The 23,406-nt window shown below is 58.9% G+C and carries 21 protein-coding genes; 13 read left to right on the top strand and 8 right to left on the bottom strand.

The genetic code is table 11. The annotated features are described in order from the left end of the window. Positions 1–102 precede the first annotated feature (102 nt). On the top strand, positions 103–1,959 hold the full coding sequence (ggt, locus tag DNI29_RS24880; RefSeq protein WP_238388017.1) for a gamma-glutamyltransferase: 1,857 nt from the start codon (positions 103–105) through the stop codon (positions 1,957–1,959). 93 nt (positions 1,960–2,052) lie between these two features. On the opposite strand, the gene DNI29_RS06345 is transcribed toward ggt, so the two are convergent. The 3 genes from DNI29_RS06345 to DNI29_RS06335 all read right to left on the bottom strand — a co-directional run bounded on the left by DNI29_RS06345 (position 2,053) and on the right by DNI29_RS06335 (position 3,439). After that, positions 2,053–2,421: a hypothetical protein gene (locus tag DNI29_RS06345; protein WP_110977187.1), complete on the bottom strand. Its 369-nt coding sequence runs from the start codon at positions 2,419–2,421 to the stop codon at positions 2,053–2,055. Positions 2,422–2,611: 190 nt separating this feature from the next. Beyond that, the gene (locus tag DNI29_RS06340) at positions 2,612–3,001 is read right to left on the bottom strand and encodes a hypothetical protein (protein ID WP_110977186.1); all 390 of its coding nucleotides are present in this window, start codon (positions 2,999–3,001) and stop codon (positions 2,612–2,614) included. 96 nt (positions 3,002–3,097) lie between these two features. Continuing rightward, entirely contained in the window at positions 3,098–3,439 is a 342-nt protein-coding gene (locus DNI29_RS06335; protein ID WP_110977185.1) for a hypothetical protein, read from the bottom strand. Positions 3,440–3,692: 253 nt separating this feature from the next. On the opposite strand from DNI29_RS06335, the gene DNI29_RS06330 reads away from it, so the two are divergent. From DNI29_RS06330 to DNI29_RS06310, 5 genes are all read left to right on the top strand, one after another. Then, positions 3,693–4,154, top strand: a complete 462-nt coding sequence (locus tag DNI29_RS06330) for a hypothetical protein (RefSeq protein ID WP_110977184.1) — start codon at positions 3,693–3,695, stop codon at positions 4,152–4,154. Positions 4,155–4,164: 10 nt separating this feature from the next. Next, positions 4,165–5,040: an AraC family transcriptional regulator gene (locus DNI29_RS06325; protein WP_110977183.1), complete on the top strand. Its 876-nt coding sequence runs from the start codon at positions 4,165–4,167 to the stop codon at positions 5,038–5,040. Between the two features lie 324 nt (positions 5,041–5,364). Beyond that, positions 5,365–5,760, top strand: coding sequence for a DUF983 domain-containing protein (locus DNI29_RS06320; protein WP_238388016.1), 396 nt, complete (start codon positions 5,365–5,367; stop codon positions 5,758–5,760). Between the two features lie 237 nt (positions 5,761–5,997). Continuing rightward, the gene (locus tag DNI29_RS06315) at positions 5,998–7,437 is read left to right on the top strand and encodes an alpha-amylase family glycosyl hydrolase (RefSeq protein ID WP_110977182.1); all 1,440 of its coding nucleotides are present in this window, start codon (positions 5,998–6,000) and stop codon (positions 7,435–7,437) included. Positions 7,438–7,684: 247 nt separating this feature from the next. After that, a complete protein-coding gene (locus tag DNI29_RS06310) occupies positions 7,685–9,031 on the top strand; it encodes an alpha-amylase family glycosyl hydrolase (protein ID WP_202910370.1) in 1,347 nt (448 codons plus the stop codon). A 15-nt stretch (positions 9,032–9,046) separates the two neighbouring features. Here the strand turns inward: DNI29_RS06310 and blaOXA are convergent, their stop codons facing one another. Next, on the bottom strand, positions 9,047–9,865 hold the full coding sequence (gene blaOXA / locus DNI29_RS06305; protein ID WP_110977180.1) for a class D beta-lactamase: 819 nt from the start codon (positions 9,863–9,865) through the stop codon (positions 9,047–9,049). A gap of 33 nt (positions 9,866–9,898) precedes the next feature. Beyond that, complete coding sequence (locus DNI29_RS06300; RefSeq protein WP_110977314.1) at positions 9,899–10,468, bottom strand: YdeI/OmpD-associated family protein; 570 nt, start codon at positions 10,466–10,468, stop codon at positions 9,899–9,901. Between the two features lie 95 nt (positions 10,469–10,563). Here DNI29_RS06300 and DNI29_RS06295 point away from each other — a divergent pair, with 95 nt between their 5' ends. The 3 genes from DNI29_RS06295 (at position 10,564) to DNI29_RS06285 (ending at position 13,077) form a co-directional block, all read left to right on the top strand. Further along, positions 10,564–11,514, top strand: a complete 951-nt coding sequence (locus tag DNI29_RS06295) for an aldo/keto reductase (RefSeq protein WP_110977179.1) — start codon at positions 10,564–10,566, stop codon at positions 11,512–11,514. A 260-nt stretch (positions 11,515–11,774) separates the two neighbouring features. Next, positions 11,775–12,251: a GNAT family N-acetyltransferase gene (locus DNI29_RS06290; protein WP_110977178.1), complete on the top strand. Its 477-nt coding sequence runs from the start codon at positions 11,775–11,777 to the stop codon at positions 12,249–12,251. A 112-nt stretch (positions 12,252–12,363) separates the two neighbouring features. Continuing rightward, the gene (locus tag DNI29_RS06285; RefSeq protein WP_110977177.1) at positions 12,364–13,077 is read left to right on the top strand and encodes a DUF421 domain-containing protein; all 714 of its coding nucleotides are present in this window, start codon (positions 12,364–12,366) and stop codon (positions 13,075–13,077) included. Positions 13,078–13,092: 15 nt separating this feature from the next. Here the strand turns inward: DNI29_RS06285 and DNI29_RS06280 are convergent, their stop codons facing one another. Further along, complete coding sequence (locus tag DNI29_RS06280; protein WP_110977176.1) at positions 13,093–13,767, bottom strand: alpha/beta hydrolase; 675 nt, start codon at positions 13,765–13,767, stop codon at positions 13,093–13,095. A 127-nt stretch (positions 13,768–13,894) separates the two neighbouring features. Between DNI29_RS06280 and gloA2 the strand changes: the two genes are divergently transcribed. Continuing rightward, positions 13,895–14,284 (top strand): SMU1112c/YaeR family gloxylase I-like metalloprotein, encoded by a 390-nt coding sequence (gene gloA2 / locus DNI29_RS06275; protein ID WP_110977175.1) that lies wholly within the window; start codon positions 13,895–13,897, stop codon positions 14,282–14,284. Positions 14,285–14,385: 101 nt separating this feature from the next. On the opposite strand, the gene DNI29_RS06270 is transcribed toward gloA2, so the two are convergent. Continuing rightward, positions 14,386–17,874, bottom strand: a complete 3,489-nt coding sequence (locus tag DNI29_RS06270) for a carbohydrate-binding protein (RefSeq protein ID WP_110977174.1) — start codon at positions 17,872–17,874, stop codon at positions 14,386–14,388. A gap of 454 nt (positions 17,875–18,328) precedes the next feature. Here DNI29_RS06270 and serA point away from each other — a divergent pair, with 454 nt between their 5' ends. The 3 genes from serA to DNI29_RS06255 all read left to right on the top strand — a co-directional run bounded on the left by serA (position 18,329) and on the right by DNI29_RS06255 (position 21,754). Continuing rightward, positions 18,329–20,230 carry a phosphoglycerate dehydrogenase gene (gene serA, locus DNI29_RS06265; protein ID WP_110977173.1) on the top strand — a complete coding sequence of 634 codons (1,902 nt, stop codon included), beginning with the start codon at positions 18,329–18,331 and terminating at the stop codon, positions 20,228–20,230. Between the two features lie 144 nt (positions 20,231–20,374). Next, positions 20,375–20,851, top strand: coding sequence for a DUF4932 domain-containing protein (locus DNI29_RS06260; RefSeq protein WP_162303523.1), 477 nt, complete (start codon positions 20,375–20,377; stop codon positions 20,849–20,851). A 45-nt stretch (positions 20,852–20,896) separates the two neighbouring features. Beyond that, positions 20,897–21,754: a hypothetical protein gene (locus DNI29_RS06255; protein ID WP_123823094.1), complete on the top strand. Its 858-nt coding sequence runs from the start codon at positions 20,897–20,899 to the stop codon at positions 21,752–21,754. An 11-nt stretch (positions 21,755–21,765) separates the two neighbouring features. Here DNI29_RS06255 and DNI29_RS06250 read toward each other — a convergent pair whose 3' ends face one another. Then, on the bottom strand, positions 21,766–23,145 hold the full coding sequence (locus DNI29_RS06250) for a D-alanyl-D-alanine carboxypeptidase/D-alanyl-D-alanine-endopeptidase (protein ID WP_110977170.1): 1,380 nt from the start codon (positions 23,143–23,145) through the stop codon (positions 21,766–21,768). Between the last annotated feature and the right edge of the window lie 261 nt (positions 23,146–23,406).

The raw sequence follows: 23,406 nt of genomic DNA, 5'->3' as shown, positions 1-23,406 counted from the left end.
TACCCACAGATTTGGGCGGTGTACTGCGTGAGCAGTTTATTCGGCCCGTTGCTGCCTCCGGGCTCCCGACGGCAGGTTGTCGGGTGGCCTTACCTTTACTGTATGAAACGCTTTTTTTACCCGCTGGCCCTGGCCGGCCTGCTGGCTTGCTCCACCACCCAGACGACTACTGCCCCGGCCACTTCCGCCGTGCTGGCTACCCCAGTGCCGGCCGCTACCCCCGTCATCACCGACAAGGCCATGGTGGTATCGGCACACCCCGAGGCGACAAGAGTGGGCGTGGAAATTCTGCGCAAAGGCGGCAATGCCTACGATGCCGCCGTGGCGGTGCAGTTCGCCCTGGCCGTGGTGTTCCCGGTGGCGGGCAATATCGGGGGCGGCGGCTTCCTGCTCTACCGTGGAGCCGATGGTAGCGAAGGCGCCCTCGATTTCCGCGAAACCGCCCCAGCTGCCGCTACCCGCGACATGTACCTGGACCAGCAGGGCAACGTAATTCCGGACCTCAGCACCCTGGGCCATTTGGCCGCCGGCGTACCCGGCACCGTGGCGGGCATGGCCGAGCTGCACCAAAAGCTGGGCAAGCTCCCCTGGAAAGATGTGGTGCAGCCCGCCGTGGACCTGGCCGCTAAAGGGGTGGTATTGACCGAGAAGGAAGCCGCTGGGCTGAACCGCACGACATTTTTCTCTCCAGCCAGATTTGAGTTGCCCGGAGAGGGTCAGATGGAATGGGGAGATTATGCCAAACACCTAGGTAAATCCGCAGCAGCTTTCAAAAAGGAAGGAATTGAGTATTCAGGTCCTAGCTCACAAGATCTTGCCGCGCTTTACAACCCGTACAAACGGCCAAGCCGTGGAGCTTGGCAGCCCGGCGACACGCTACGACTACGAGGACTAGCCCGCACCCTGGAACGCATCCGCGACCAAGGCCGCGCCGGTTTCTATGAGGGCACTACTGCTGTACTAATTGTTCAAGAAATGCAGCGCGGCAAGGGTATCATTACCAAGCAGGACCTAGCTAACTATCAGCCCAAATGGCGCACGCCCCTACATGGTAAGTACCGTGGCTATGAGGTGCTGACGTTTCCGCCGCCCAGCTCCGGTGGGGTAGCGCTGCTGCAGATGCTGCAGATGCTGGAGCCTTACAACCTAGGCAAAGCCGGCTGGCACTCGCCCCAGGCCACGCACTGGATTACCGAAGCCCAGCGCCGCGTGTACGCCGACCGCGCTACCTACCTCGGCGACCCGGACTTCGGGCGGGTGCCGGTGGCGCAGCTGCTTGAAAAGCCTTACAACAAGCAGCGCATGGCCTCTACCCTGCCCTATCGGGCCACGCCCAGCGCCCAGGTAACGGCCGGGGCAGGCCTACCCGCTTACGAGTCGGACCAGACGACGCATTACAACATTGTGGATGCCCAAGGCAACGCCGTGAGCTGTACTACCACCCTCAATGGGGCCTACGGCAGCAAAGTAGTAGTAGCCGGGGCTGGTTTCCTGCTCAACAATGAAATGGACGACTTCAGCAGCAAACCCGGCACGCCCAACGCCTACGGGCTGGTAGGGGGCGCGGCCAACGCCATTGCGCCCGGCAAGCGCATGCTGTCCTCCATGACGCCCACCATCCTGACTAAGAGCAAGAAGGTAGCCCTGGTAGCCGGTACGCCCGGTGGTAGCACTATCATTACCAGCGTGCTGCAGGCTATCCTCAATACCATTGATTACGGTATGAACGCCCAGCAGGCTGTGGGCGCGCCCCGCCTCCACCATCAGTGGCTCCCAGATCAGATTGACGTGGAGGAAGGCGCACTCTTACCTGCTGCCAAGGATACCCTGCAGGCCCGCGGCTACCGCCTGAACCCGCGCGCGCCCTGGGGCCGGATGGAGGTGATTCGGGTGCTGCCCGGTGGTAAGCTGGAAGGGGGCGCAGACCCTCGCGGCGACGATTCAGCCCAAGGGTACTAATCCCCGCTAGCGCCACTTAATATCCTACCAACAGAAAAGGCCCCGCAGTGTGCGGGGCCTTTTCTGTTATACGCAGCCGGTAGGCAGATCAATTTATTGCTGTTGTTGCGCGTCGCGAGCGGTTTGCAGGTTGCGGGCCACATCGGTGAGCTGCTTGGAAAGCTGGTCTAAGGATTCGATGTAGCGCGGATTGGCATCATCCACAAAGCTGTTGATATGCTCGGCCAGGGTTTGAAGCACATCACTGATAGGGTTTGGGTCGGTACCGTTCAGGAAACCTTTCAGCTTTACCAGATCATCGGCAATGGTGGCGTGGGCAGTCTCACCCGAGTTCCGGAGCATATGCACCCAGCCATCAATATTTTCCGTGGCCTGGGCCACACCTTGGGTTACATCTTCACTGCGAAGAATGCGGAGGGTAGCCTCCAGTTGGTCGGCACTGGCAGAATGGGAAACGGACATAGGATATGAAGTTGGATGAAACATCAGGAATCTTCCTGTTTACTACACCCTTACGCTCAAGGTTAGCAACAGAGCCCGTACAACATTTGGTTTGTAGCCCAGCTTAGCCATTGTCTAACTGACCTGCAAAAGCATTTTTCCGGCCCGGCCTACAACTCCGCGCCTACCCCCAATCTGGGGCGCAGCGCTGCTAGAGCGTAGCCGCCGCCGCCCGGAGGGCCTCCGCTAACTGCATCAGCTTACCCTGAGAACCGGCATCAGCACTAGTGGCAGCCTGCGTGGTTAGCTCAGCAAGATTTTGCAGAATGCCCTGTACCTGCGGGCCAGCTGGGTTGTCGTGGCTGATGGCATTATACAGGTTCTGCAACTCAGCAATAAGCGGAGCAAACTGGTCGCCTTCCACGGTCTGGAGCATGTGCATCCAACGGTAGAGGTTGTCGCCGGCTGCCGGTCGCAGGTTGGGCAGGTGGTCGGTTTGCAGGGCGTGCAGGGTAGCTTCGAGGTGGGTTTGGCTACCCGCCAGTACCGAGCCGGGAGCATGGCCGTGGCCCGAACCCGTAGCAGATGAATCAGGTGTCATAGGAAAAGCGCTGAAGGTATTGGGAAAGGCCAAGGGTCAAAAAACAGCCCCGCCCGCTGGGCGAGGCTGCTAACCAAGGCTGAAAAGTGATGTAGGCTAGGAGACTTTCAGGTTGCCGGCGGCCGTAATCAGCACCTGGCCCAAGTGGCGTAGGTGGTCGCCTACCCCGTCGTGCATGTCGCGGGCAATGAGGGAGGTTTGCTGGCCCAGCAGCTGCAGAGAGTTGGCCATGGCCGGGCGGTCGTCGCGCTCTACAAAGGAGCGCAGGTTGCGCAGCTCAGTTTGCAGGCCGCTCAGGGCCGAGCCCCCAAGGCCATCGAGGGCCTGAATCCAGCTGTCGATGTGGCCCAGGCCAGCATCTACGGGGTGGTTATTGTGTTGCTCCAGGGCATGGTAGATGCCTTCAATAGTTTCTTCGATGCGGTCGGCGTGGTTCATAACGCAGGGAGTTGGGAAGAATGACGTAGGTAGGAGAACTGTACGCCAGCCACGGCGCGGGCGTTGCCTTCGGCTTCTCGTTCAGCCCGCATTCCTACCCTCAACCCACCCCGAAACCTCCTCGCGTATTGGGCAAAATGCGAGGCAGAAAGGTTGCGAATCGGTTTCCTTGGAAACGCAGCGTAGCAACCGCCGGTATCTTTGACGAACCTGATACCCTGCTGGCTCCGCGCTGCCTACCCCCTCACCTACTATGAAACCTAAAATCCGTGAATGGCTGCGCCGCTACCTACCCGCCGAGGTGCTATCGGTGGTGGCCACGCTGGCCGGGGCGGGCGTGGCATGGCACCTGGCGCCGGAACAGGATTTGCGGGCCGCGCTGGCAGGTACCTGGGCCGGGAACGTGGCTTATTTTGGGTGGCTGCTGGGGCAGGATATGCGGCTGGCACGCCGGGAGCTGCGGGCCCAGGGTCGGCACTACAGCGCGCGCACCTTTGGGCGCAACGTGCGGGCCCTAGCCGTGGAGTTTGGGCCGGCCGAAATACTCGACAGCTTCCTGATCCGGCCGGCGCTGATGTACTGGCTGCCCCGCTGGACCGGCAGTCGGGCGGGCGGCATACTGGCCGCTAAGTTTCTGGCCGACATCACCTTCTACATTCCGGCCATTATCAGCTACGAGCTCAGCAAGAAGCGGCTCCGTAACTTCGGCGAGTAACCTACCCTTTATGCAACCGCCCCGCCTGCCCGTCCTGACGCTTGAATCGTTTCCGCAGCAACGGCCGCGGCCGTGGTATCTGGAGCGGTTGGCGCGGCATGTGGCCAACTTCCCCGGTACCAGCCAGCCCCACGCCCACGACTTCTACCTGCTGCTTTACGTCACGCAGGGCCACGGCACGCACACTATTGACTTGGTGAGTTACCCGCTGGAGCCGGGCAGCCTGTTTTTCATGACGCCGGGACAGGTGCATCACTGGCAGCTTTCGGCAGACGCCCAGGGGTACGTGGTGCTGTTCGAGGCCGATTTCTACCTGGCACGTTACCCCGGTGGCCGACTCTACGAGTACCCGTTCTTCCACCACTTTCACGCGCCCGCACTGCAGTTAGGCAGTCCGGAAACTGAGCTGCTGCCACTGTTTGAGCGCATGTGGCAGGAGCACACTACCCCAGCCCCGCAGCAGGATGAGGTGTTTCGCTCCTACCTCCACATTTGCCTTGAACTGGCCGCGCGTCATTACCCCACCACTGCGGCTCAACCCGCTAGCGGCGAGCCGCGCCACGCCCAGCACCTCCTGCGCGAGTTTGGGGCCCTCATCAACCAGCATTTTCGCACTCAGCGGGAAGTACAGCATTACGCTGATCTGCTCCACGTTTCACCCAACCACCTCAATGCCCTGTGCCGCCGCCACCTAGGCAAAACCGCCAGCGCCCTTGTTCAGGAGCGCGTACTGATGGAAGCCCGCCGCCTGCTTCGCCACACGTCCGCCACCGTGGCCCAGGTAGCCGACACGCTCGGTTTCGACGACGCTTCCTACTTCGGCCGCTACTTCCGCAAGCACACTGGGCAAACCCCGGAGGGCTTTCGGTATGAGGGGAAGAGGTGACAGGTGACAAGTGAAATGAGAATGGTAGATGGTGACAGGTAGTGTAAATGATGATAGGTAAAAGCATCGTCCGGTCGAGACATCTCGCGTGCTGATGTTGTAGTGCTACCCCAACGATTCGGGCAATATGTCTCGGCAGCTCGACATGATGGTCCGGTTGCCAGCAGCCTCCTCACTCTTTACCTGTCACTATTCACCTACCTATCATCTTACCTCCCCACCATCACGAATTGATTTGTACCGGACAAACCCGGAAATGGCTCTTACGGGCGCAGGAAGGGCATTTTATCTTTGTTCTACGATTTCACCAACTACCTAGAAATCATGACGAAGATTCAATCTACGGCTTTGGCTATGCTGCAGCAGCGCTGCCCCCGCTGCCACGAAGGCCACTTGTTCACGCACTCTGCCGCTAACCCCGTTCACTTTGCTGAGATGCCGGAACGCTGCCCGGTTTGCGCCCAGGCTTACGAGCCCGAGCCGGGGTTCTATTGGGGCGCCATGTTCATTAGCTACGCCTTTTCCACGGCTATTATGCTGGTAACCGGCTTTCTGGTGTACTTCCTGCTCCACGACCCGGCCGTGTGGGTGTACGTGACCAGCGTAGCCGTGGTGGCCGTACTGCTGACCCCGCTCAGTCTGCGCTACTCCCGCACCCTGATGCTGTACTGGTTCGGCGGCGTCCGCTACGAGCCACGGGCCGCGCTGAAAGTTGGCTAGGGTTAAGTGTTAGACCGTCATTCCGAGCGCAGCCGAGGAATCTTGCGTGCTGACGTTGCAATGGTAACTTCAACATCAGCACGCAAGATTCCTCGGCTGCGCTCGGAATGACGGTCTTCTTTTATCCAACAGCTTTGCTGCTTAAACATCTTCACGCCGAGCTGTATGCCTTGCCGCCCGGCGCTTTTGCTACCTGCCATTGGGAGCCCAAGTGCCGGAAAAGGGGTACTTTTCGGCATGTCCCGCACTGTTCTTTCTTTACTGCTTGGTTTGCTGCTTCTGGCAGCCTGTCGCCAGACACCCACCACCGATTGCGCCCCGGCGGCCCCCGAAGCCTACACCATTCAGCACTCAGCCTGGGCTGATTCGGCCAGCATTTACGAGGTCAATATCCGGCAGTACACCCCCGAGGGCACCTTCCGGGCCTTTGAAGCGCACCTGCCCCGCCTCCAGAAAATGGGGGTAGGAATTCTGTGGCTGATGCCGGTGCAGCCCATCGGCAAACTCAACCGCAAAGGCACGCTGGGCAGCCAATATTCCGTGCAGGACTACCGGGCCGTGAACCCGGAGTTTGGCACCCTCGATGATTTGCGTCACCTGATTCAGACGGCTCACAAGCTGGGCATGCACGTTATTCTGGACTGGGTAGCCAACCATACCAGCTGGGACAGCCAGCTACGCCAGCAACACCCCGAGTGGTTTACCCGCAACGCTCAAGGTCAGTTTGTGCCACCCGTATCCGATTGGCAGGATGTTATTGACCTGGATTACAGCAAGCCCGAGTTGCGCCAGTACATGCAGGAAAGCATGGTGTACTGGCTGCGCGACGTAGGCTTCGATGGTTTCCGCTGCGACGTAGCCGGCCTCGTACCCATGGAGTTCTGGAACCAGACGCGCCCCATACTCGAGAAAGTAAAGCCCGTGTTTATGCTGGCCGAATGGGACGAGCTGCACAACCCGCCCTTTCTGAAAAAAGGCGAGTTCAACCCCAACACCGGCATGCTGGAAAAGGCCTTCGATGCCACCTACGCCCTGCGCATGCGCTACCTCCTCGACAGCATCAGCCGCCGCCAGCAGCCCCTCACCGCCCTCGATGCCTACCGCGAGGTAGAGCGCACGCGCTACCCGGCCTCGGCCTACCTCATGTACTTTACCAGCAGCCACGACATCAACAGCTGGGATGGCACCGAGTACGAGCGTCTCGGCAAAGACGCCCTCCCCCAGGCCGTACTCACCGCCCTGCTGCCCGGCATCCCGATGGTGTACAGCGGCCAGGAAGCGGCCCTTAAGAAGCGGCTGCGTTTCTTTGATAAGGACACAATTCCGTGGCGCGACTACCCCCTGCAGGAGTTCTACACTACCCTGCTTCAACTCAAGAAGCGCCACCCGGCCCTGCGCAACGGCGACCCGTGCAGCGAGTTTATCCGGATGGCGCCGGAGGCCAGCCCCGAAACCTATGCCTTCGTGCGTCGCAAGGGGCCAAAGGCGGTTTTGGTGGCCGTGAACCTAGGCCAGCAGCCTCACCAAATTCGTCTGGCTAACCTGGGCCCCGGCGTTTACCGCGACGTATTCAGCGGACAGGTAACTAAGCTAGGCTCAGGCTCCGACCTGCTGCTGACCCCGCACAGTTACCGCGTGTACGAGCAACTCCCGGACCCCGACAATAGCTGGTTTTAGAAGCCAGTATTTCTCTTGAACGTCATGTCGAGCTTGTCGAGACATCTCGCGTGCTGACGTTGAGCTACTATTACAACGTCAGCACGCAAGATGTCTCGGCAAGCTCGACATGACACGTTTTCGAGATAACACGTTTTCGGAATGTCCAGCTACTTCAGAAGAGGTAGGCGTTCTTGGAGTTCGGCTATGGAAGGCTGATTTCGCGTAGGCAGGTGCAGTCCAACTTGTTTTCGCCTACCCCTCTGCCGTGTCTGAACCTCAGTTGCACCCCAGCGCCCACCTGTTTCAGGTGCGCCACCCCGATTGGGCCGCCAACGCCACCATCTACGAAGTAAACCTGCGCCAATTCACGCCAGAAGGCACATTTCGGGCGTTTGCCGCGCACCTGCCGCGGCTGGCTTCCATGGGCATCAGCATCGTGTGGCTGATGCCTGTCCACCCTATTGGGGAGGTAGGGCGTAAGGGCACGCTGGGCAGCCAATACGCCGTGCAAGACTACTTCGGGGTGAATCCGGAGTTTGGGACGCTGGATGATTTGCGCTACCTGGTGAAAACTGCGCACGATTTGGGCCTCCGGGTGCTGCTCGATTGGGTAGCTAACCACACTAGCTGGGACAACCCGCTGGTGCAGCAGCACCCCGAGTGGTATCAGCACGACGCACAGGGCAACCTCCTACCCCCCGTGCCCGACTGGACCGACGTAGTGGCCTTCGACTACCGCCACCCCGAACTGCGCCGCTACATGACCGATGCCCTACTCTATTGGGTGCGCGAAGCCGATATTGACGGGTACCGCTGCGATGTGGCCGGCCTGGTGCCTACTGATTTCTGGGATGCCGCCCGCCTAGAGCTGGATGGGGTAAAACCCTTGTTTATGCTGGCCGAGTGGGACGAGCTGTACCCCTCGGGCGGACTGACCTGGGAGCAGTTTAACTCCGATACCAAGCTGCTGGAAAAGGCCTTTAACATGACCTTCGGCCTGCGCCTGCACTACCTCCTCGACCACATTGCGGAAGGCAAACAGCCCCTGCACGACATCGACGAGTATCTGGCGGCTGAGCGAGCGAAGTACCCGCCCTCAGTGTACCTGATGCACTTTACCAGCAACCACGACGTGAACAGCTGGGACGGCACTGAATATGAGCGCCTGGGTCCGCTGGCGTTGCCGTTTGCGGTCCTGACGGTGCTGCTGCCGGGCATGCCGCTGGTGTACACCGGCCAGGAAGCAGCCCTGAACAAGCGCCTAGCTTTCTTCGAAAAAGATACAGTGGATTGGCAGGACTACCCCCTGCAGGATTTCTATACCCGCCTGCTCCAGCTCAAACGCCGCCACTTCGCCCTGCAAAACGGCGACCCGCTCAGCCGCTTCCAGCGCTTGCCTGGCCCCCCTGACACGTACAGTTTCCTGCGCCAAAAAGGGCTGGCGGCAGTACTCACTGGCATTAACATCAGCCCCGAGCCTCAGTCACTCGCTGTTCCCGCTGAAGCTGCTGGCACCTGGATGGATGTTTTCAGCGGCGAGCAGCTTGTGCTTGCGGCAGGCGCAACCCTAGTGCTACCGCCTCAAGGCTGGCGGGTGCTGGAGAAACACTAGTTATGACCTAGGCTTCTACATCCAGCCCATTTCGCGCAGAATGTCCTCCGTTAGGGCCCGACGACCGGCCAAAAACTGCTCGTTGGCGGGTTGGCCTTTGGGTGGTTCTACGTTTAACGCAAAGAGAGCTGTGCGGCCATCGGGGCGCTGTACCCAACCCACAAACCAGCCGTTGTCGGGGTTGGTGGCGGAGCGGAAGCGCCAGCCGGTTTTGCCATATAGGGCATAGCCGGGCGTTTTCTGGAGCAGCAATAATTGCTTCACGGCCCGCTGGTGTCTCACCTCCACGGGCAGGGTTTCCGCCTGCAACCGACGTAGGAAATCAATCTGCTCGAACTGGCTGATGCGCGATTTTCCATCCAGCCAGAAGGTATCCAGGGTGCCAGATGTAATGAGGATGCCGGGGTAGCGCAGCTTCCGGAGCCACTGCTGGTAGGCCCCTACCCCCACCCGGCGCGCCAACTGCTGGTAGCACGGCACGCAGGACACGCGCAAGGCCCGGGCGTAGCTCATATCTTGGTTCCACTGCGGGAAGTCGCGCTTCACCCCGTCCCATTTGCAAATGGTGGCCGTGTCGGGCAGGGCGCCGGTTTGCAGCCCGATAAGAGTATTCGGGATTTTGAAGGTGGAAGCCGGTAGGAAGCCTTGGCGGCAGCGCTTTTCATTGTATGCCGTGAAGCCGCCCGTGCCTGTTTCATACAGCAGAAAGGAGCCCTGCACCCCATACCGGTCGAACTGCTTCTGAAAGTTTCGTTCGATTATGGGGGTAGCAGGCGCAGCGCCCAACAGCAGCGAAATACCCGAAGCGAAAAGCAAGTAACGAAACCGTAGCATGCCGCGAAGATAACGGCCTTGGGGCAGCCAGGCTTACTTCACGGCCATCAGCTGTTCTATTAGTTGGGCAATGCGCCGCTGTCGGGTTTCGGGACGGCGCACGGCGGTTAGCTGCTGCAGGTGTTGCTTGCGCACGCTGGGGGCCAAGCGCTGGAAGTTTTGCTCGGCGGCGGGGGTAGCGGCCAGGGCTGCGGCTAAGTCAGGGGGTAGCTGCAGGGCATCTACTTCATCCAGGGCGGCCCAGCTGCCATCCTGCTGGGCCAGGTCTATTTTGGCTTGCCCGGCCGGCATTAGCAGCCCAGCGGCGCGGAGCTGCTCCAGGCGCTTTTTATTCACTGCCGACCATACGCTGCCTTTTTTGCGGGGCGAGAAGTAGAGTTGGTAGCGGGTTTCATCGAGCTTGCGGGGTAGGGAATCAATCCAGCCGAAGCAAAGGGCTTCTTCCACTGCTTCGGCGTAGGTGAGGGTGCCAGATACGCTGTTTTTCTTGTGCAGCACCACCCACACGCCCACGGGCTGCTGGTGATGCGCTACCAACCACGCCCGCCACGCCGGCCGGTTAAAAACATCCACCACTTCCAAAGTATCGAGCTTGCGGGCCATGGGCATCAGCGTTAAAGGAGCATAAAAGTAGCCAACCTTGCCGCGTTGGTCTGGTTTAAGGTATTCATCCTACTTCATTTCTACTCCTTACGTGCATGCAACACCGTGAACTGGGCCGCTCTGGCCTGCGCATCGCTCCCCTCGTGCTAGGTGGCAACGTCTTCGGCTGGACCGCTGACGAGGCTACCTCTTTCCGCATCCTCGACGCCTTCGTGGCCGGGGGCGGCAACGCCATAGACACTGCCGACGGCTACTCCGTGTGGGTGCCGGGCCACGTCGGCGGCGAGTCCGAAACCATTATCGGCAAGTGGCTGCATCAGCGCGGCCGCCGCGACGACGTGGTTATTGCCACGAAAGTGGGCTGGGAAGTCAACCCCGAAAACAAGGGCCTGAAAAAGGACTACATCCTGCGCGCCGTGGAAGGCTCCCTACAGCGCCTGCAAACCGACTACATCGACCTGTACCAGTCGCACAAAGATGACCCGACCACGCCCGTGGAGGAAACACTGGAGGCCTACGCCCAACTGGTGCAGCAAGGGAAAGTGCGCGTTATCGGGGCTTCTAACTTTGATGCCGCCCGCCTGCGCGAGTCAGTGGAGGCCAGCCAACAACATGGGTTTCCGCGCTACGAAACGCTACAGCCCCTTTACAACCTCTACGACCGGGCCGAGTTTGAGCAGGAGCTGCTACCCCTCGTGCAAGAGCACCAGATTGGTGTGATTCCGTACTACGGCTTGGCGGCGGGCTTCCTCACAGGCAAGTACCGCACCGAGGCCGATCTGCAGAAAAGTGCCCGCGGTGGTGGCGTAGGCCAGAAATATCTGAATGAGAAAGGTTTGAAAATTCTGGGTGCGCTAGATTCCGTAGCAGCCCGCCAGCAGGCCTCGCCCGCTCAGGTAGCCCTGGCCTGGATTATGGCCCAGCCTGGTCTTACGGCCCCCATTGCCAGCGCCACCAGCCCCGAACAAGTAACGGAGCTGCTCAAATCCACGGAGCTTGCCCTGAGCCCCGATGACATCCAGGAGCTAAACCAGGCCAGCGCCTAGCCCTACCTTCTTTTAGCATTACATGCCGAACCCGGATCAGTCAGCAGTGGCTGCCCCGGGTTCGGCATGTGGCTTAATAGAGTGTTACCTCACTGCCAGAAGTGGGGTAATTTATCCCGGCAGCAGGGGTAGCGCCCTAGACCAACCCGATGATACAACACCAAGCTGCTGCAACGTGGAGCATGGCTTAGCGTCGTTTTCCGACTACCTTCCGCAAATTTTGCGCTTGCTCTTCCCTTGGTTTCCTTTGGTTTTTGCCTATGACCATCCGTACCGCTACCCGCACCGACCTCGACAACCTGTACCTGATTTGGCGCGAGCTGATGGATGAGCACCAGGCCTACCACCCCATTTTTGGGTACTACCCCCTGGCCGAAGCGGAACTAAAGCGCGTGCTGCTCCAGCGCCTGCAGGAACCCTATACACGCTTTTTTGTGGTAGAAAACGAGCAGGGCCTGATGGGCCTACTGGTAGCCATGTACCAGATCGGCAACAATGGCATGCACTACAACCGCCGCGGCTACATTGCTGAAACCATGGTGCGCCCCCAATATCGCCGCACCGGGCTGGGCCGGCTGCTGTTCGAAACGGCCCGCGAGTGGCTGACCCGGCAGGGCGCCGACCACCTGGAGCTGCAGGTGGCCGTGGCTAACCCCGGCGGCTTTCAGTTCTGGACGGCCCTAGGCTTCGCGCCCTCTACGCACCACCTCGTGCTGACCCTGCCTGCTGCCGGCTGAGCGAAGACACTTTTGGGTCAGGGCATTAATACCGTTTTAATTAACTGTTGAGCTACCCCCTACGTTAGACCAGAAACGGCCGAGCTGGCCGGTGTCTGCTTTTACGTTGCTCATGCTGCTTGCCTCCCCTATTGAACCCTTTGACTGGAAACGCATCTTCCTTTCCGACGACGCGCCCGCGCTGTTTCTGCTGGAAATTGCGTTCCGCTGCATAGTTACCTACTTAATGGTGCTGGGGGCCCTACGCGTAACGGGGCGGCGCGGCGTGCGGCAGCTGTCCATCTTCGAGTTAAGTATTATTCTGGCCCTAGGCTCCGCTGCCGGCGACGCCATGTTCTACGACGACGTGCCCCTGCTGCACGTAGCGGTGGTGTTCGTGCTGGTATCGGCGCTGTACCTGATTTTTAATCGCCTTACGGAGCAGTACCCGCGCTTTTCCGATTGGCTGGAGGGCGCTCCTATTTTGCTGATCGAGGAAGGAGAAATTAAGATAGAAGCCCTAAAAAACCAGAATCTGACGCAAAAGGAGCTGTTCGGGGAGTTGCGGCAACACCAGGTAGAGCACCTGGGGCAAGTGCGCCGGGCCTACATAGAAGCTACCGGCAATGTGAGCATCTATTTCTTCGAAACGGAAGACGTCCGCCCCGGACTCCCAATCTGGCCCGAGCGGGTTCAGCAAACCCAGCAGCGGGTAGCAGAAGCTGGTGCCCATGCCTGCGCCTGCTGCGGCCATGTGCAAACATTACCCCGCGGCGGCACTGCTAACTGTGTTGTATGCCACAAGGATAAGTGGATATCGGCTTGCACTTCCAAGCGTCTAGCATAAAACCGCACGCTACTACTAAGATTTAGTACTGTCCGATAACTGGTTGGTGAGCCAGCGCACTACATCGGCATCTACTTGGTCGCGGCACTCATCCAGGCCATGGCGGCAGCCCGCATAGAGCAGCAGCTCCTTGGGCTGGCGGGCCCGCTGGTAAATGCTTTCGGAGCAGATATGGGGCAGTATTTCATCGGCAGTGCCGTGAACCAGCAGCAGGGGCTTGGGACTTACGTGCGCAGCCAAGTCGGTGCCGTAGGTTTGGCTGCTCATGGCCACCACCGCTGCAACAGCCGGACTCAGGGCCCCGGCGCTGATTACTACCGCCCCACCAAATGAATGCCCCACCAGCGCAATGGCGCCATAGCCCCGCTGCTCTACTAAATACTGCACGCTTAGTAGCACATCTACTACGCAGTCTTCAAGATAGTTGGGCTGCCGGTAATGCAAACGCAGGGAAGCAATACCCTGGGAAGATAGCTGTCCGGCCAGCCGCGGGTACATCCCCCAGGCCGGTCCGTCGAGGCCGCCACCCGCGCCACCTACCCATACCACAGCGGCAGCCCCAGCTTCAGCCGGGTGCAGGCGGGCTATCATTGGGCCAGCATTGGTGCGCAAGGTTAATTCTTCTATGCCATCCACATAGTTATCCACTGTTGCGGCTTCCAGCACGTATTCCTTCTGTTGTCGTGCCATACTCTTAGCTAGTTTGCAGTTGCTTTTAAGAGTGTACTATAGCAGCTTGAAATGGATGCGGCCGAGCTAGCTGCTACCCCGCGCTACTGGCTTAGCTTTACTCCTATCCACTTTCCCCGAACCGCCTATGCTTCCCCTGCTCCACGTTCATCACATTGCCATTATCTGCTCAAACTATGCGCGCTCCAAACAATTCTACACCGAAGTGCTGGGCCTGCGCATCATTCGGGAAGTGCACCGGGCGGAGCGGCAGTCGTGGAAGCTGGACCTGGCCCTGGGCGAGCAGTATGTCATTGAGTTGTTTTCTTTTCCTACCCCTCCGGCCCGCCCCAGCCACCCCGAAGCTACCGGCCTGCGCCATTTGGCTTTTGCCGTAGCTGACCTGGATGCTACGGTGCAGTTGCTCACTACCCACGGGGTAGCCTCCGAACCAATACGAGTTGATGAATTTACCGGCCGGCGGTTCACCTTTATTCAGGACCCGGATGGGCTGCCTTTGGAATTTTACGAGGGGTAGGCCAGTGGCCTCACAACCGCAGCCTTTTCACTCTCCTCTGAACACAAAAAAGCCCGCTACTTATAGCAGTAGCGGGCTTTTTTGTGTGAGCTAGGCAGAATCTATTCTACCACTAGCTTCTGCACTACCTTACCATCCGGCAACTCAGCTTCCAGCAAGTAGATGCCCTGGGGTAGCTGATGCTGTACGGTAGTTTCAGTGGCATTTTTAGCCGGATGCTGCACCAGCACGACTCTGCCGGTCAGGTCGCGCACTACCAAGCGAGTAGGCTGCTGGCGGGCATCCTCGAAGCGCACCCGGAAGCTGCCGTGGCTGGGGTTAGGATACACCAGCAGACCTGCCGCGGCCTGTCCCGATTTGCTGCTCAGCACCGATTGATACTTCGCTTCCAGCCAGTTCAGGTTGAACTCCTTGGCTTGCATCAGAACACGCAATACGTGGCGACCCGCCGTGAGGGGCACGGCCACGGGAGCCGTGAAGGTGCGCCACGTTTGCCAGCCGCCGGTAATGGCGAAGGTGGCCGTATGCAGGTCCTGGGCGGTGCCGCTGTCCATGAGTTGCAGCTTCACGGCGCCAGCCGTGGTTTCGCTGGCTACCCGGTAGTCGATCTGGTACATGCCGGCCTGGGTCACGTTCACCACAAAGTCGAGGTAGTCGCCGGGGTCGGCGTGGCCCACGTTCAGGCCCCCGTCGGTGTCGCTGCTGTTCTCGGTTTCCAGACCGCTGTTCACGGAGAATTCAGCAGCCTTCACCCTGCCCGGCAGCTGATGTCGGATAACCTCTACTTTGTTGAGTATAAACTCGGCGTCAAAGGCTTGCAGTGGCGCATTGCCTACCGTCTTCACGTCGCCGGTGCCATCGTAGCTAACTTTTACCACGGTAGTTGGCGTGATGGTTTGGGGTAGGGTGAGTACCAAGCGCTGCTCGGCATCCAGGGAGGCGGCGCTTGCTGTGGCCGCTACCCCATTCAGCAGCAAGCGGAAGCCTTTCGGACTAACCGAAGCCGATGCTACAGGCTGGTTCAGGGTCAGGAGCACCGCAGTGCCTTCGGGATTCGTCTGGCCCGATACAAACCGCAGCGGAGTATTAGCTGGTACGCCCGTCAGGCGGAACTGCATCCAGTTCAGGTTGAACTCGCCCGATACTACATCAATACGCAGTTGCTGGCTACCGGCCGCAAGGCTGAAGGCTTTACCGCTGACGGTTTGCCAGGTCTGCCAGCCGCCGGTTGGGGCTACCGTCAAGGTTTCCAGCAGGGTAGTTTGTCCGTTAACTACGCTAGATATAGTGACCACGCCGGGAGGAGTAGCCCCGTTGGCTACCCGGTAATCAACCTGGTAAGTGCCCGTTTCCTTTACTGCCACATTATAAGCGAAGTAGTCGCCGGGGTTGAGGTAACCTACTTGTGAGCCACCGCCTACATCGGCCGCGCCGCCAACGGTTACTCCTTCGTTCACGTCAAAATTTTCAGCTTCGACGCGGCCCGGAATCAGCTTTACCGTGGCAGGGTTCACCAAGTCCAGGGTCACGGGTTGGTCGGTGAAAGCGGCCAGCGCTACGTTGGCGTCGTTCGTGACGGTAGTACCCGCGTAGCTGATGGTTACCACGTCGCCGTAGGTTACCGGTTTGTCCAGGTTAAGTACCAGCAGTTGGGGGCTACCCGCCTGCAGGGCTGCCGCGCTGATGGTCGCCGCCGTGCCGTTTACCTTTAGGGTGAATCCTGCAGGAGCCGTTACGGGAGCCAGTGCCTGGTTGAACGTCAGCACGATATTCTTGCCGGCCTCCGTAGTTTTGGCCGCCAGCAGTTGTGGGGCCGCCGTAGCAGCATGGGGGGCGCTAAATTGCAGGTAGTTCAGGTTGAAGCCGCCGTTTACTACGTTCAGCCGGAGCTTATTGGTACCAGCCGTCAGGTACACGTCCTTAATCTCCGCCGAAGTCCACTTCGCCCAGTCGCCGGAGCTGGGTAGCGTAACGGTTTTGGTGAGCGGCACGCCATTGCTGCTCAGGCTGATCTGACCGCCGCCCGAGGCCGAAGCTATACGCACCTGCACATCGTACAGGCCGCTAGCAGGCACTTCCACGGTGTACTGCAGCCACTCCCCCGTCGAAACCCAGCCCACATTGTAGCCATTCGTCACAGCGTCCCGGTTGGCTTCTATGTCCACACCGTCGTTGCGGTACGACCAGCCTTGGTTCCAGGCTTGGTACTGGTTAGTGTCGGAGTGGTAGGTAGCGGTGTCGAGGTCGTAGTAGGCTGCTCCGTTGCGGCCCAGGTCGTAGTTGACAGCAAACAGCGGCGCAGTGGGGCTGAGGGTATACTTCTGGAAGGGCTTGGTAGCTGCAGTAGCTACCTGGCGGAACAGAGCGTCGATGTAGTCGGGGTGGTAGAAGGTGTTTTCGATTTTGTAACCTTCGGCCAAGGCCGACAAACCAGCTACGGCTTCGCTTTCCGTGGGCTTGGCGCCCGAGCCTTTCCAGTAGTTCAGCAGCTTTTCATAGGCCGCGGGACGGCGCACTTCCAGCGGGGTGTTCAACCCTACCTTCTTCATCGTCCACCACGACCAGCCAATGTGGTTCTGCTCCAGCAGCTGAATGGCCGAGCGGTGCCAGCTGTTAGAGTTTTCGCCCGACTCGCCCATCCAGAGCGGCACGTTGTAGCGGCTGCTTTGATCCAGCATGCCCTGAATGGCGCTTTTCGTGTTAGCATTCCAGTATTTATGGAAGCTCATCACTACGTTGTTGTCGCTCATAGGCCACAGGCCGGAGTGGTTGCCCGCCCAGCAGTTGCCCTCCACGTAAATGATGTGCTGCTTATCAACCTCCCGGATGGCCGTGGTAATTTCCGTGAGTAGCGCTTTAAGGGGGGCGTTGGTTTGCTCGCTACAGCCGTGCGAGTCGCCGGTGGGGTCCGTGAAGCCCCAGTTGGTTTCGTTGATGACGTCGTAGCCACCAATCCAGGGCTCGTTGGCGTAGTGCTCGGCAATGCGCCGCCACAAGGCCACGGTTTTCTGCCGGTTCGCCTCGCTCTGCCACAGGCTGGGCTTGGTGGGGTCGTAGTCGGAAATGGCTGCATCAGTGCCCTGCCCGCCGGGCGCGGCGTGCAAGTCCAGAATCAGGTAGATGCGGTTCGCCTTGCACCAGGTCAGTAATTGGTCGGTCAGCTCGAAGCCTTTGGGTCGCCACGTATTTTGCCCCGCTACTGGCTCTTCTTCAATAGGCGCCGTGAACAGGTTGTAGTGCAGCGGCACCCGAATGGAGTTGAAGCCCCAGCGGGCCAGCGAGTCCACGTCGCGCTTGGTAACGTAGTTGTTGAGCCATGCATCGTAGAAGGCCTGCGTCTGGGCTTCACCTACCAGATCCTTGATTTTGGCCCTGATCTGGTACTGGGGGTTGGCAAAGCTTTCGGTTTGCAGCATGTAGCCTTCCTGCAGCATCCAGCCGCCCAGGCCCATGCCGCGCAGAATCACTTCCTGCCCTTGGTCGTTTACGATGCGCCGGCCGTCGGCGCGCAGGAGTTGGCCATAGCTAGGGGTGGTGCCCAGCAGCAACAGCAAGAGCCCGATGGCCCATGCGGGTAGCAGTTTTCGCATAAAATATGGTGGGTTTGGAAAGGTTGGCGCGGGAGCGAGGGGTAGCAACGGCGGCTACCAATACCCGAGGAATACCCCGGATATAGTTAAGTAGGTAGGAATTACCCCCGGGAAGAAACAGGAAAAACCCGCAAGTAAAAAGCTCCTTGATGCTAGGCCCGGGCCTTTCTGCTACCTCACCTTGGCTTACTTGCGACGTACGTGTATAGCAGCTACCAGCGCAAAGCCGGTATTCAACAGCGGGCTGCCCGTTTCGCGTGTGCCCATTCTGTAGCACAATTTTTTAGGAGTATTTGAGGGCCGCGCCGACGAAAGGCTACGGCCAGCCAACGAGGGTAGCAGGTTGCTGCTATCGGCATTTGTCTATCTGGTTCGGAAGTTTCTGGGCTATCGACCTAGTATTTCACGTAGTTTTTCCGCTTGAACCAGTCTTCCGTTCTACCTTGCTCCTACTATGCCCGAACAGTTGCAGCCACTCCCCTACCTCATTATCGATTTTGACAGCACCTTTACCCAGGTTGAAGGCCTCGACGAGCTGGCCGATATTGCCTTGGCAGGTCAGCCCAACCGGGAGGAGGTGGTAGGTGCCATCCGGGGCCTCACGGACCGGGGCATGAGCGGAGAGCTAAACTTTTCGGAATCCTTGAAGCAGCGGCTGGCCCTGCTGCCGGCCCGGCGCGAGCACCTGCCGCTGCTGGTGGAGCGTCTGCGTGGCAAAGTGTCCGAAAGCATCCAGCGCAACCGCAGCTTTTTCGAGAAGTTTCACGGGCGCATTTACATTGTTAGCAGCGGCTTCCGGGAGTTTATTGAGCCGGTGGTGGCCGAGTTTGGCATTGATGCCGACCATGTGCTGGCCAACACTTTCACCTTTGACGCAGATGGCCACATTACCGGCTTCGATGCGGAAAACGTGCTCAGCCGTGACGGCGGTAAAATTTTGCAACTGCGCCAGCTGGACCTCGACGGCGACGTGTACGCCCTTGGCGACGGCTACACCGACTACCAGATCCGGGAAGCCGGGCTGGCCAACCGCTTCTACGCCTTCACCGAAAACGTGCACCGCGAGGCCGTAGTGGCCCGCGCCGATGAGGTGCTGCCTTCCTTCGACGAATTTCTCTACCAGAACAAGCTTCCGATGACCCTCTCCTACCCCAAAAACCGCATCAAAGTCCTGCTCCTCGAAAACCCCGACCCGCGCGCCGCCGAGCTGTTCCGCCAGGAAGGCTACCAGGTAGATACCGTGCCCGGCGGCCTCGACGAGGACGAGCTAGTGCAGCATATTGAGGGCGTGAGCATCCTGGGTATCCGGAGCAAAACCCAGGTAACCCAGCGGGTGCTGGATGCCGCCAACCGCCTCATCAGCATCGGGGCGTTCTGCATTGGCACCAACCAGATTGACCTGACGGGCTGCATGAAAAAGGGCGTGGCCGTGTTCAATGCGCCCTTCAGCAACACCCGCTCGGTGGTAGAGCTGGCCCTGGGCGAAATCATCATGCTGGCCCGCCGCATCCCCGAGAAAAGCCCCAAAATGCACCAGGGCGAGTGGGATAAGTCGGCAAAAGGCTCGTTTGAAATCCGGGGCAAGAAGCTGGGCATCGTGGGCTACGGCAACATTGGCTCCCAACTATCGGTAGTGGCCGAGGCTGTGGGCATGCAAGTGCTTTACTACGATGTAGCTGAGAAGCTGCAGCTGGGCAATGCCGTGAAGTGCCGCACTCTGAAGGAGCTCCTACGTCAGTCCGACATCGTAACCCTCCACGTGGATGGTCGCCCGGCCAATACCAACCTTATCGGGGCGGCCGAGCTGGCTATGATGAAACCCGGCGCCCTGCTGCTCAACAACAGCCGCGGCCACGTGGTAGATGTACCGGCCCTGGCCGCCGTGCTGCGCTCCGGCCATCTCGGCGGGGCTGCCGTCGATGTGTTTCCCTACGAGCCCAAAACCAACCAGGAAAGCTTCGAGAGTGAGCTGCGCGGCCTACCCAATGTGCTGCTTACGCCCCACGTGGGGGGTAGTACGGCCGAGGCCCAGCGCAACATTGCCGAGTTCGTGCCCGAGCGGATTATACAGTACGTGAATACCGGCAACACCCAGCAGAGCGTCAATTTCCCCAACATTCAGCTGCCGGAGCAGCAGGCTCACCGCCTCATCCACATTCACCACAACGTACCCGGCGTACTGGCCCGCATTAACAACGTGCTGGCCCAGCACCACGTCAACATCCTGGGGCAATACCTGAAAACCAACGAGCACATCGGCTACGTGATTACCGACATCGACAAGCAATACGAGCAAGAGGTGATAGGTGAGCTGCGTAAAGTAGAGCACACCATCAAGTTCCGGGTGCTGTATTAAGGTCCACTATCCGCTACTACCCTAGTGGCTTTAGGATAGAAACTACCTTATAAAATTGAGTTACTAATATAGCTAATTGAGAATATGAAGAGAATTATCAGCGTTCTGTACCTATTGCTCGGACTTGGGTCAGCTAGCTACGCAATGACGCCTGAAACGCCCATTACCGTTGCTGGCTCAGAACCTTACGAGCTAACCAACATCATTCTGGCCTTAACTCCCTATGGCCGTGAGGATGAGTTTGAAGTGTATAAAAAGTCGCGCTACTACCGGCAGGTTTTGGCGCACTTTGAACCTTATATGCAGCACCCGCTCCTTGCTAAAGTTAATTACTCGCGCAAGGAGTGGGATAAGTATTTAAGCTTTCGAACCGACTCTTATGCCTTCGACTTCGCAGCCGATGGACAATTGCACCGACGCTTCCCATTTGCTACCCAAGATGATATCAAGCCGTTTGAGGATAACCTGAGTCTGGTGAATGATTTTGTGCGGGTCACTGGCTTCCGAAAGTTTTATCAGGCGCACAAGCCCTACTATGATTCTCTGCTGGTGGGCTACCAGCAGTCGCAAATGCTGCCCGAAATGATGGCGTTTCTGAAAGCCGAAATGGGTGGCACCTAGACGCTAGTGAAGTACGCCGTGGTGATTTCACCGCTGGTACACCGTATGAACTGCCACCGTACCGTGAATGGCGTGGCCACTGATTTTGTGAGCCTGCCTGGCTACGTTATTGACGGTACTACTCCTGCTAAAGTATCAGATTCGGAAAAGGCCTCTGGAATTCACATGCTTTTTACTGAGATGGATCATGGCTTTGTAAATCCGGTAAGCGACCACCATGCCTCCCATATAAAGGAGAGCTTTAGTAGTAAGCAGTGGGACACGGGCAGCGGCTACGAAAACCTGCAGCTGGCTACTTTTAATGAGTATATGACCTGGGCTGTATATGATTTGTTTTTGTACAAATACTTTCCGCAGGTCGCTCCGCAGGTTGCTCAGGATTGGGCCATGCAAAATGAGAGTCGAGGCTTCTTTGCCAGTTCTCTGTTCAATGCCAAGGTAAAAGCACTATACGACAACAAGCGCAAAAACCAGAAGATCAGCGACCTATATCCGGCTTTGTTAAAATGGTGTAAGCAAACCCAGCCGCAGCTTAGCCAACCCACCATCACGGCCTGTCCTCTGCAAAACGCTACCCTCACGCAGAGCCAGATGGCCGCTTATGAAATCACGTTTTCGGAACCCATGCAGGAGCTAAAAACCATTGATATGGTGCAGGTGGCGGCCACGGAACCCCGAAAAGCGCAAGTGGTAGCCCTGACCCCAGAAGCCAATAAACTGGCTTGGCGCGACAATGGTCAGAAGCTGTACTTTGAGGTACCTCTAGAGAACAACTGTCAGAACCAGGTTGCATTCAATATTCCCTGGCGGACTAAAACAGCGCTTAAAAGCAAGAAAGGGGTTGATTTGCTGGTCTACAAATCTATCATAACTACCCAAGTAAAAGCCACAAAGCCCGAGTAGACAAACTTCATCTACAGCCGCTCCCGCAACTGGGTCAGAATCTTCTCCATCTCGGAGCGCACCGGAGCATCGTCGCCGGGGAGGTTGTTATTCAGGAAGCTGAAGGCTAGCAGCCGGCCCGATTTTGTCCGGATGTAGCCCACCAAGTTGTGGTTGTTGGTGAGGGTGCCAGTTTTTCCCCACAGCCAGGGTTTGCCCGCCACTGGGCGGTAGCGGCGGCGCAAGGTGCCCTGCCCACCGCCCGCCGCCAGCAGGCTTAGTAGGCGAGGCTCCTCCACCTCCTGATGCAACCGCACGAGCAAGGCCGTGAGGGTGCGGGGTGTTAGCAGGTTGAGGCGTGAGAGGCCGGAGCCGTCTACCCAGATAGGGCGGTCGGGGAGCGTGCGGAGGTAGTTGGCCTGCATAGCCTTGATGACCCGGGCAGCACTCAGCGAATCTGGACTTAAGGTGGAGGCACACATAAGCAGCAACTGCTCGGCTAGGAAATTGTCGCTCACCCGAATCATGCGGCGGTACAGCGAATCAACGGGCAGCCCGCGCAGGGTGTATACTGCATCCTGGGGCCGCAGCCGAAAAGGGGTTTGCACCACCGGCCGGCGCAAGGTATCCTGCAGCAGTTGTAGCAGCAAGGTCGGGCTGGTGCGGAAGGGTGTTTCATCAACCCAGTTCTTAGCACTCGGAAACACGGTGAAGCGGTTTTCCAGTGGGGCGCGGCGCACGTGGTCGTCGGCAAGGTTGGGAGTGCCAGCTGGCGCCGCCTCCGTCAGTGGCCGGAAAAAGCGCGGGTACACGCGCGGCAGGGGCTGTCCGGCTTTGGCATAGAAGCGCACTGTGTGGCCATACACCGGAAACGCCCCGCGCTCCGGCTGAAAGTAGTAGTTGTAGTCGTCCCAGCTCCAGCCGGGTCCGAAGGCCGTGACGGTGGGAACCTCAGCGTAGAACAGTTTTTCGGAGCGGCTCTGCAGGAAAGCCAGAGCCCGCCGGGAGGGTATATCGCCGTGGAGCAAGGTAGGGTCGCCGGTACCCCAGAACAGGAGGGTATCGGGGCGTACTACGTAGCGCAGGGCCGGCAATGAATCGGGCAGCATGCGCAGGCCGGCATACAGGCTGAACAGCTTCATGGTGCTGGCCGGGGTGAAATACCGGTCTTCGTTCTGGCCGAAAAGCTGCTGGCCCGTGGTGGCATCGGTGAGGCACACGCCCACGTTGTGCCGTCGCAGCACTACCGACTCGCGCAATAGCTGTTCCAGCCAGGGCAGGTTGGTGGCGGAAGCAGGGGTAGCAACGGGCAGATTTTGGGCCGCAACAGCGCCACCCGACAGGCACAACAGCATCAACACGGCGCGTTGCAGAAAGCAAAAGAACGACATCAGGGCAGCAGCAATAGGCAAAACATCCGCAACTTGGGCAAAACCGCGGCGCTTTTCAACTATTAAGCTTTTCCGGGAAGTAGTCAATTAAGGCTTGCGCTCAAACTGCAGCCCTGCATGATGTTGCTTTTACCTGCTGACTTGCCATCTGGGGCCTGCCCTCTCCTACCCCCGCACGGCGCTTAAACCTTCGCTACCTCCCGCATGGCGGTCAACCTTTTCCAGCGTCGGCAGCGCCGGAGGTCATAATTTCATAGTGGCGGCACCACTCGCAAAGGCAAC

It is taken from the genome of Hymenobacter sediminis, from assembly GCF_003231285.1.
Lineage (GTDB): Bacteria > Bacteroidota > Bacteroidia > Cytophagales > Hymenobacteraceae > Hymenobacter > Hymenobacter sediminis.
The sequence above is the reverse complement of the archived record's forward strand: the minus strand, read 5'-3'. Positions and strand labels throughout refer to the sequence as shown.

Excerpts from the sequence above, each read along its gene's own strand:
- DNI29_RS06320 (WP_238388016.1), top strand. The coding sequence starts at position 5,365 with ATGACGAAGATTCAATCTACGGCTTTGGCTATGCTGCAGCAGCGCTGC.
- DNI29_RS06325 (WP_110977183.1), top strand. The coding sequence starts at position 4,165 with ATGCAACCGCCCCGCCTGCCCGTCCTGACGCTTGAATCGTTTCCGCAG.
- DNI29_RS06260 (WP_162303523.1), top strand. The coding sequence starts at position 20,375 with ATGACGCCTGAAACGCCCATTACCGTTGCTGGCTCAGAACCTTACGAG.
- DNI29_RS06295 (WP_110977179.1), top strand. The coding sequence starts at position 10,564 with ATGCAACACCGTGAACTGGGCCGCTCTGGCCTGCGCATCGCTCCCCTC.
- DNI29_RS06315 (WP_110977182.1), top strand. The coding sequence starts at position 5,998 with ATGTCCCGCACTGTTCTTTCTTTACTGCTTGGTTTGCTGCTTCTGGCA.
- DNI29_RS06290 (WP_110977178.1), top strand. The coding sequence starts at position 11,775 with ATGACCATCCGTACCGCTACCCGCACCGACCTCGACAACCTGTACCTG.
- DNI29_RS06300 (WP_110977314.1), bottom strand. The coding sequence starts at position 10,468 with ATGGCCCGCAAGCTCGATACTTTGGAAGTGGTGGATGTTTTTAACCGG.
- blaOXA (WP_110977180.1), bottom strand. The coding sequence starts at position 9,865 with ATGCTACGGTTTCGTTACTTGCTTTTCGCTTCGGGTATTTCGCTGCTG.
- DNI29_RS06330 (WP_110977184.1), top strand. The coding sequence starts at position 3,693 with ATGAAACCTAAAATCCGTGAATGGCTGCGCCGCTACCTACCCGCCGAG.
- DNI29_RS06285 (WP_110977177.1), top strand. The coding sequence starts at position 12,364 with ATGCTGCTTGCCTCCCCTATTGAACCCTTTGACTGGAAACGCATCTTC.
- DNI29_RS06270 (WP_110977174.1), bottom strand. The coding sequence starts at position 17,874 with ATGCGAAAACTGCTACCCGCATGGGCCATCGGGCTCTTGCTGTTGCTG.
- DNI29_RS06335 (WP_110977185.1), bottom strand. The coding sequence starts at position 3,439 with ATGAACCACGCCGACCGCATCGAAGAAACTATTGAAGGCATCTACCAT.
- DNI29_RS06345 (WP_110977187.1), bottom strand. The coding sequence starts at position 2,421 with ATGTCCGTTTCCCATTCTGCCAGTGCCGACCAACTGGAGGCTACCCTC.
- ggt (WP_238388017.1), top strand. The coding sequence starts at position 103 with ATGAAACGCTTTTTTTACCCGCTGGCCCTGGCCGGCCTGCTGGCTTGC.
- DNI29_RS06340 (WP_110977186.1), bottom strand. The coding sequence starts at position 3,001 with ATGACACCTGATTCATCTGCTACGGGTTCGGGCCACGGCCATGCTCCC.
- DNI29_RS06280 (WP_110977176.1), bottom strand. The coding sequence starts at position 13,767 with ATGGCACGACAACAGAAGGAATACGTGCTGGAAGCCGCAACAGTGGAT.
- serA (WP_110977173.1), top strand. The coding sequence starts at position 18,329 with ATGCCCGAACAGTTGCAGCCACTCCCCTACCTCATTATCGATTTTGAC.
- gloA2 (WP_110977175.1), top strand. The coding sequence starts at position 13,895 with ATGCTTCCCCTGCTCCACGTTCATCACATTGCCATTATCTGCTCAAAC.
- DNI29_RS06255 (WP_123823094.1), top strand. The coding sequence starts at position 20,897 with ATGAACTGCCACCGTACCGTGAATGGCGTGGCCACTGATTTTGTGAGC.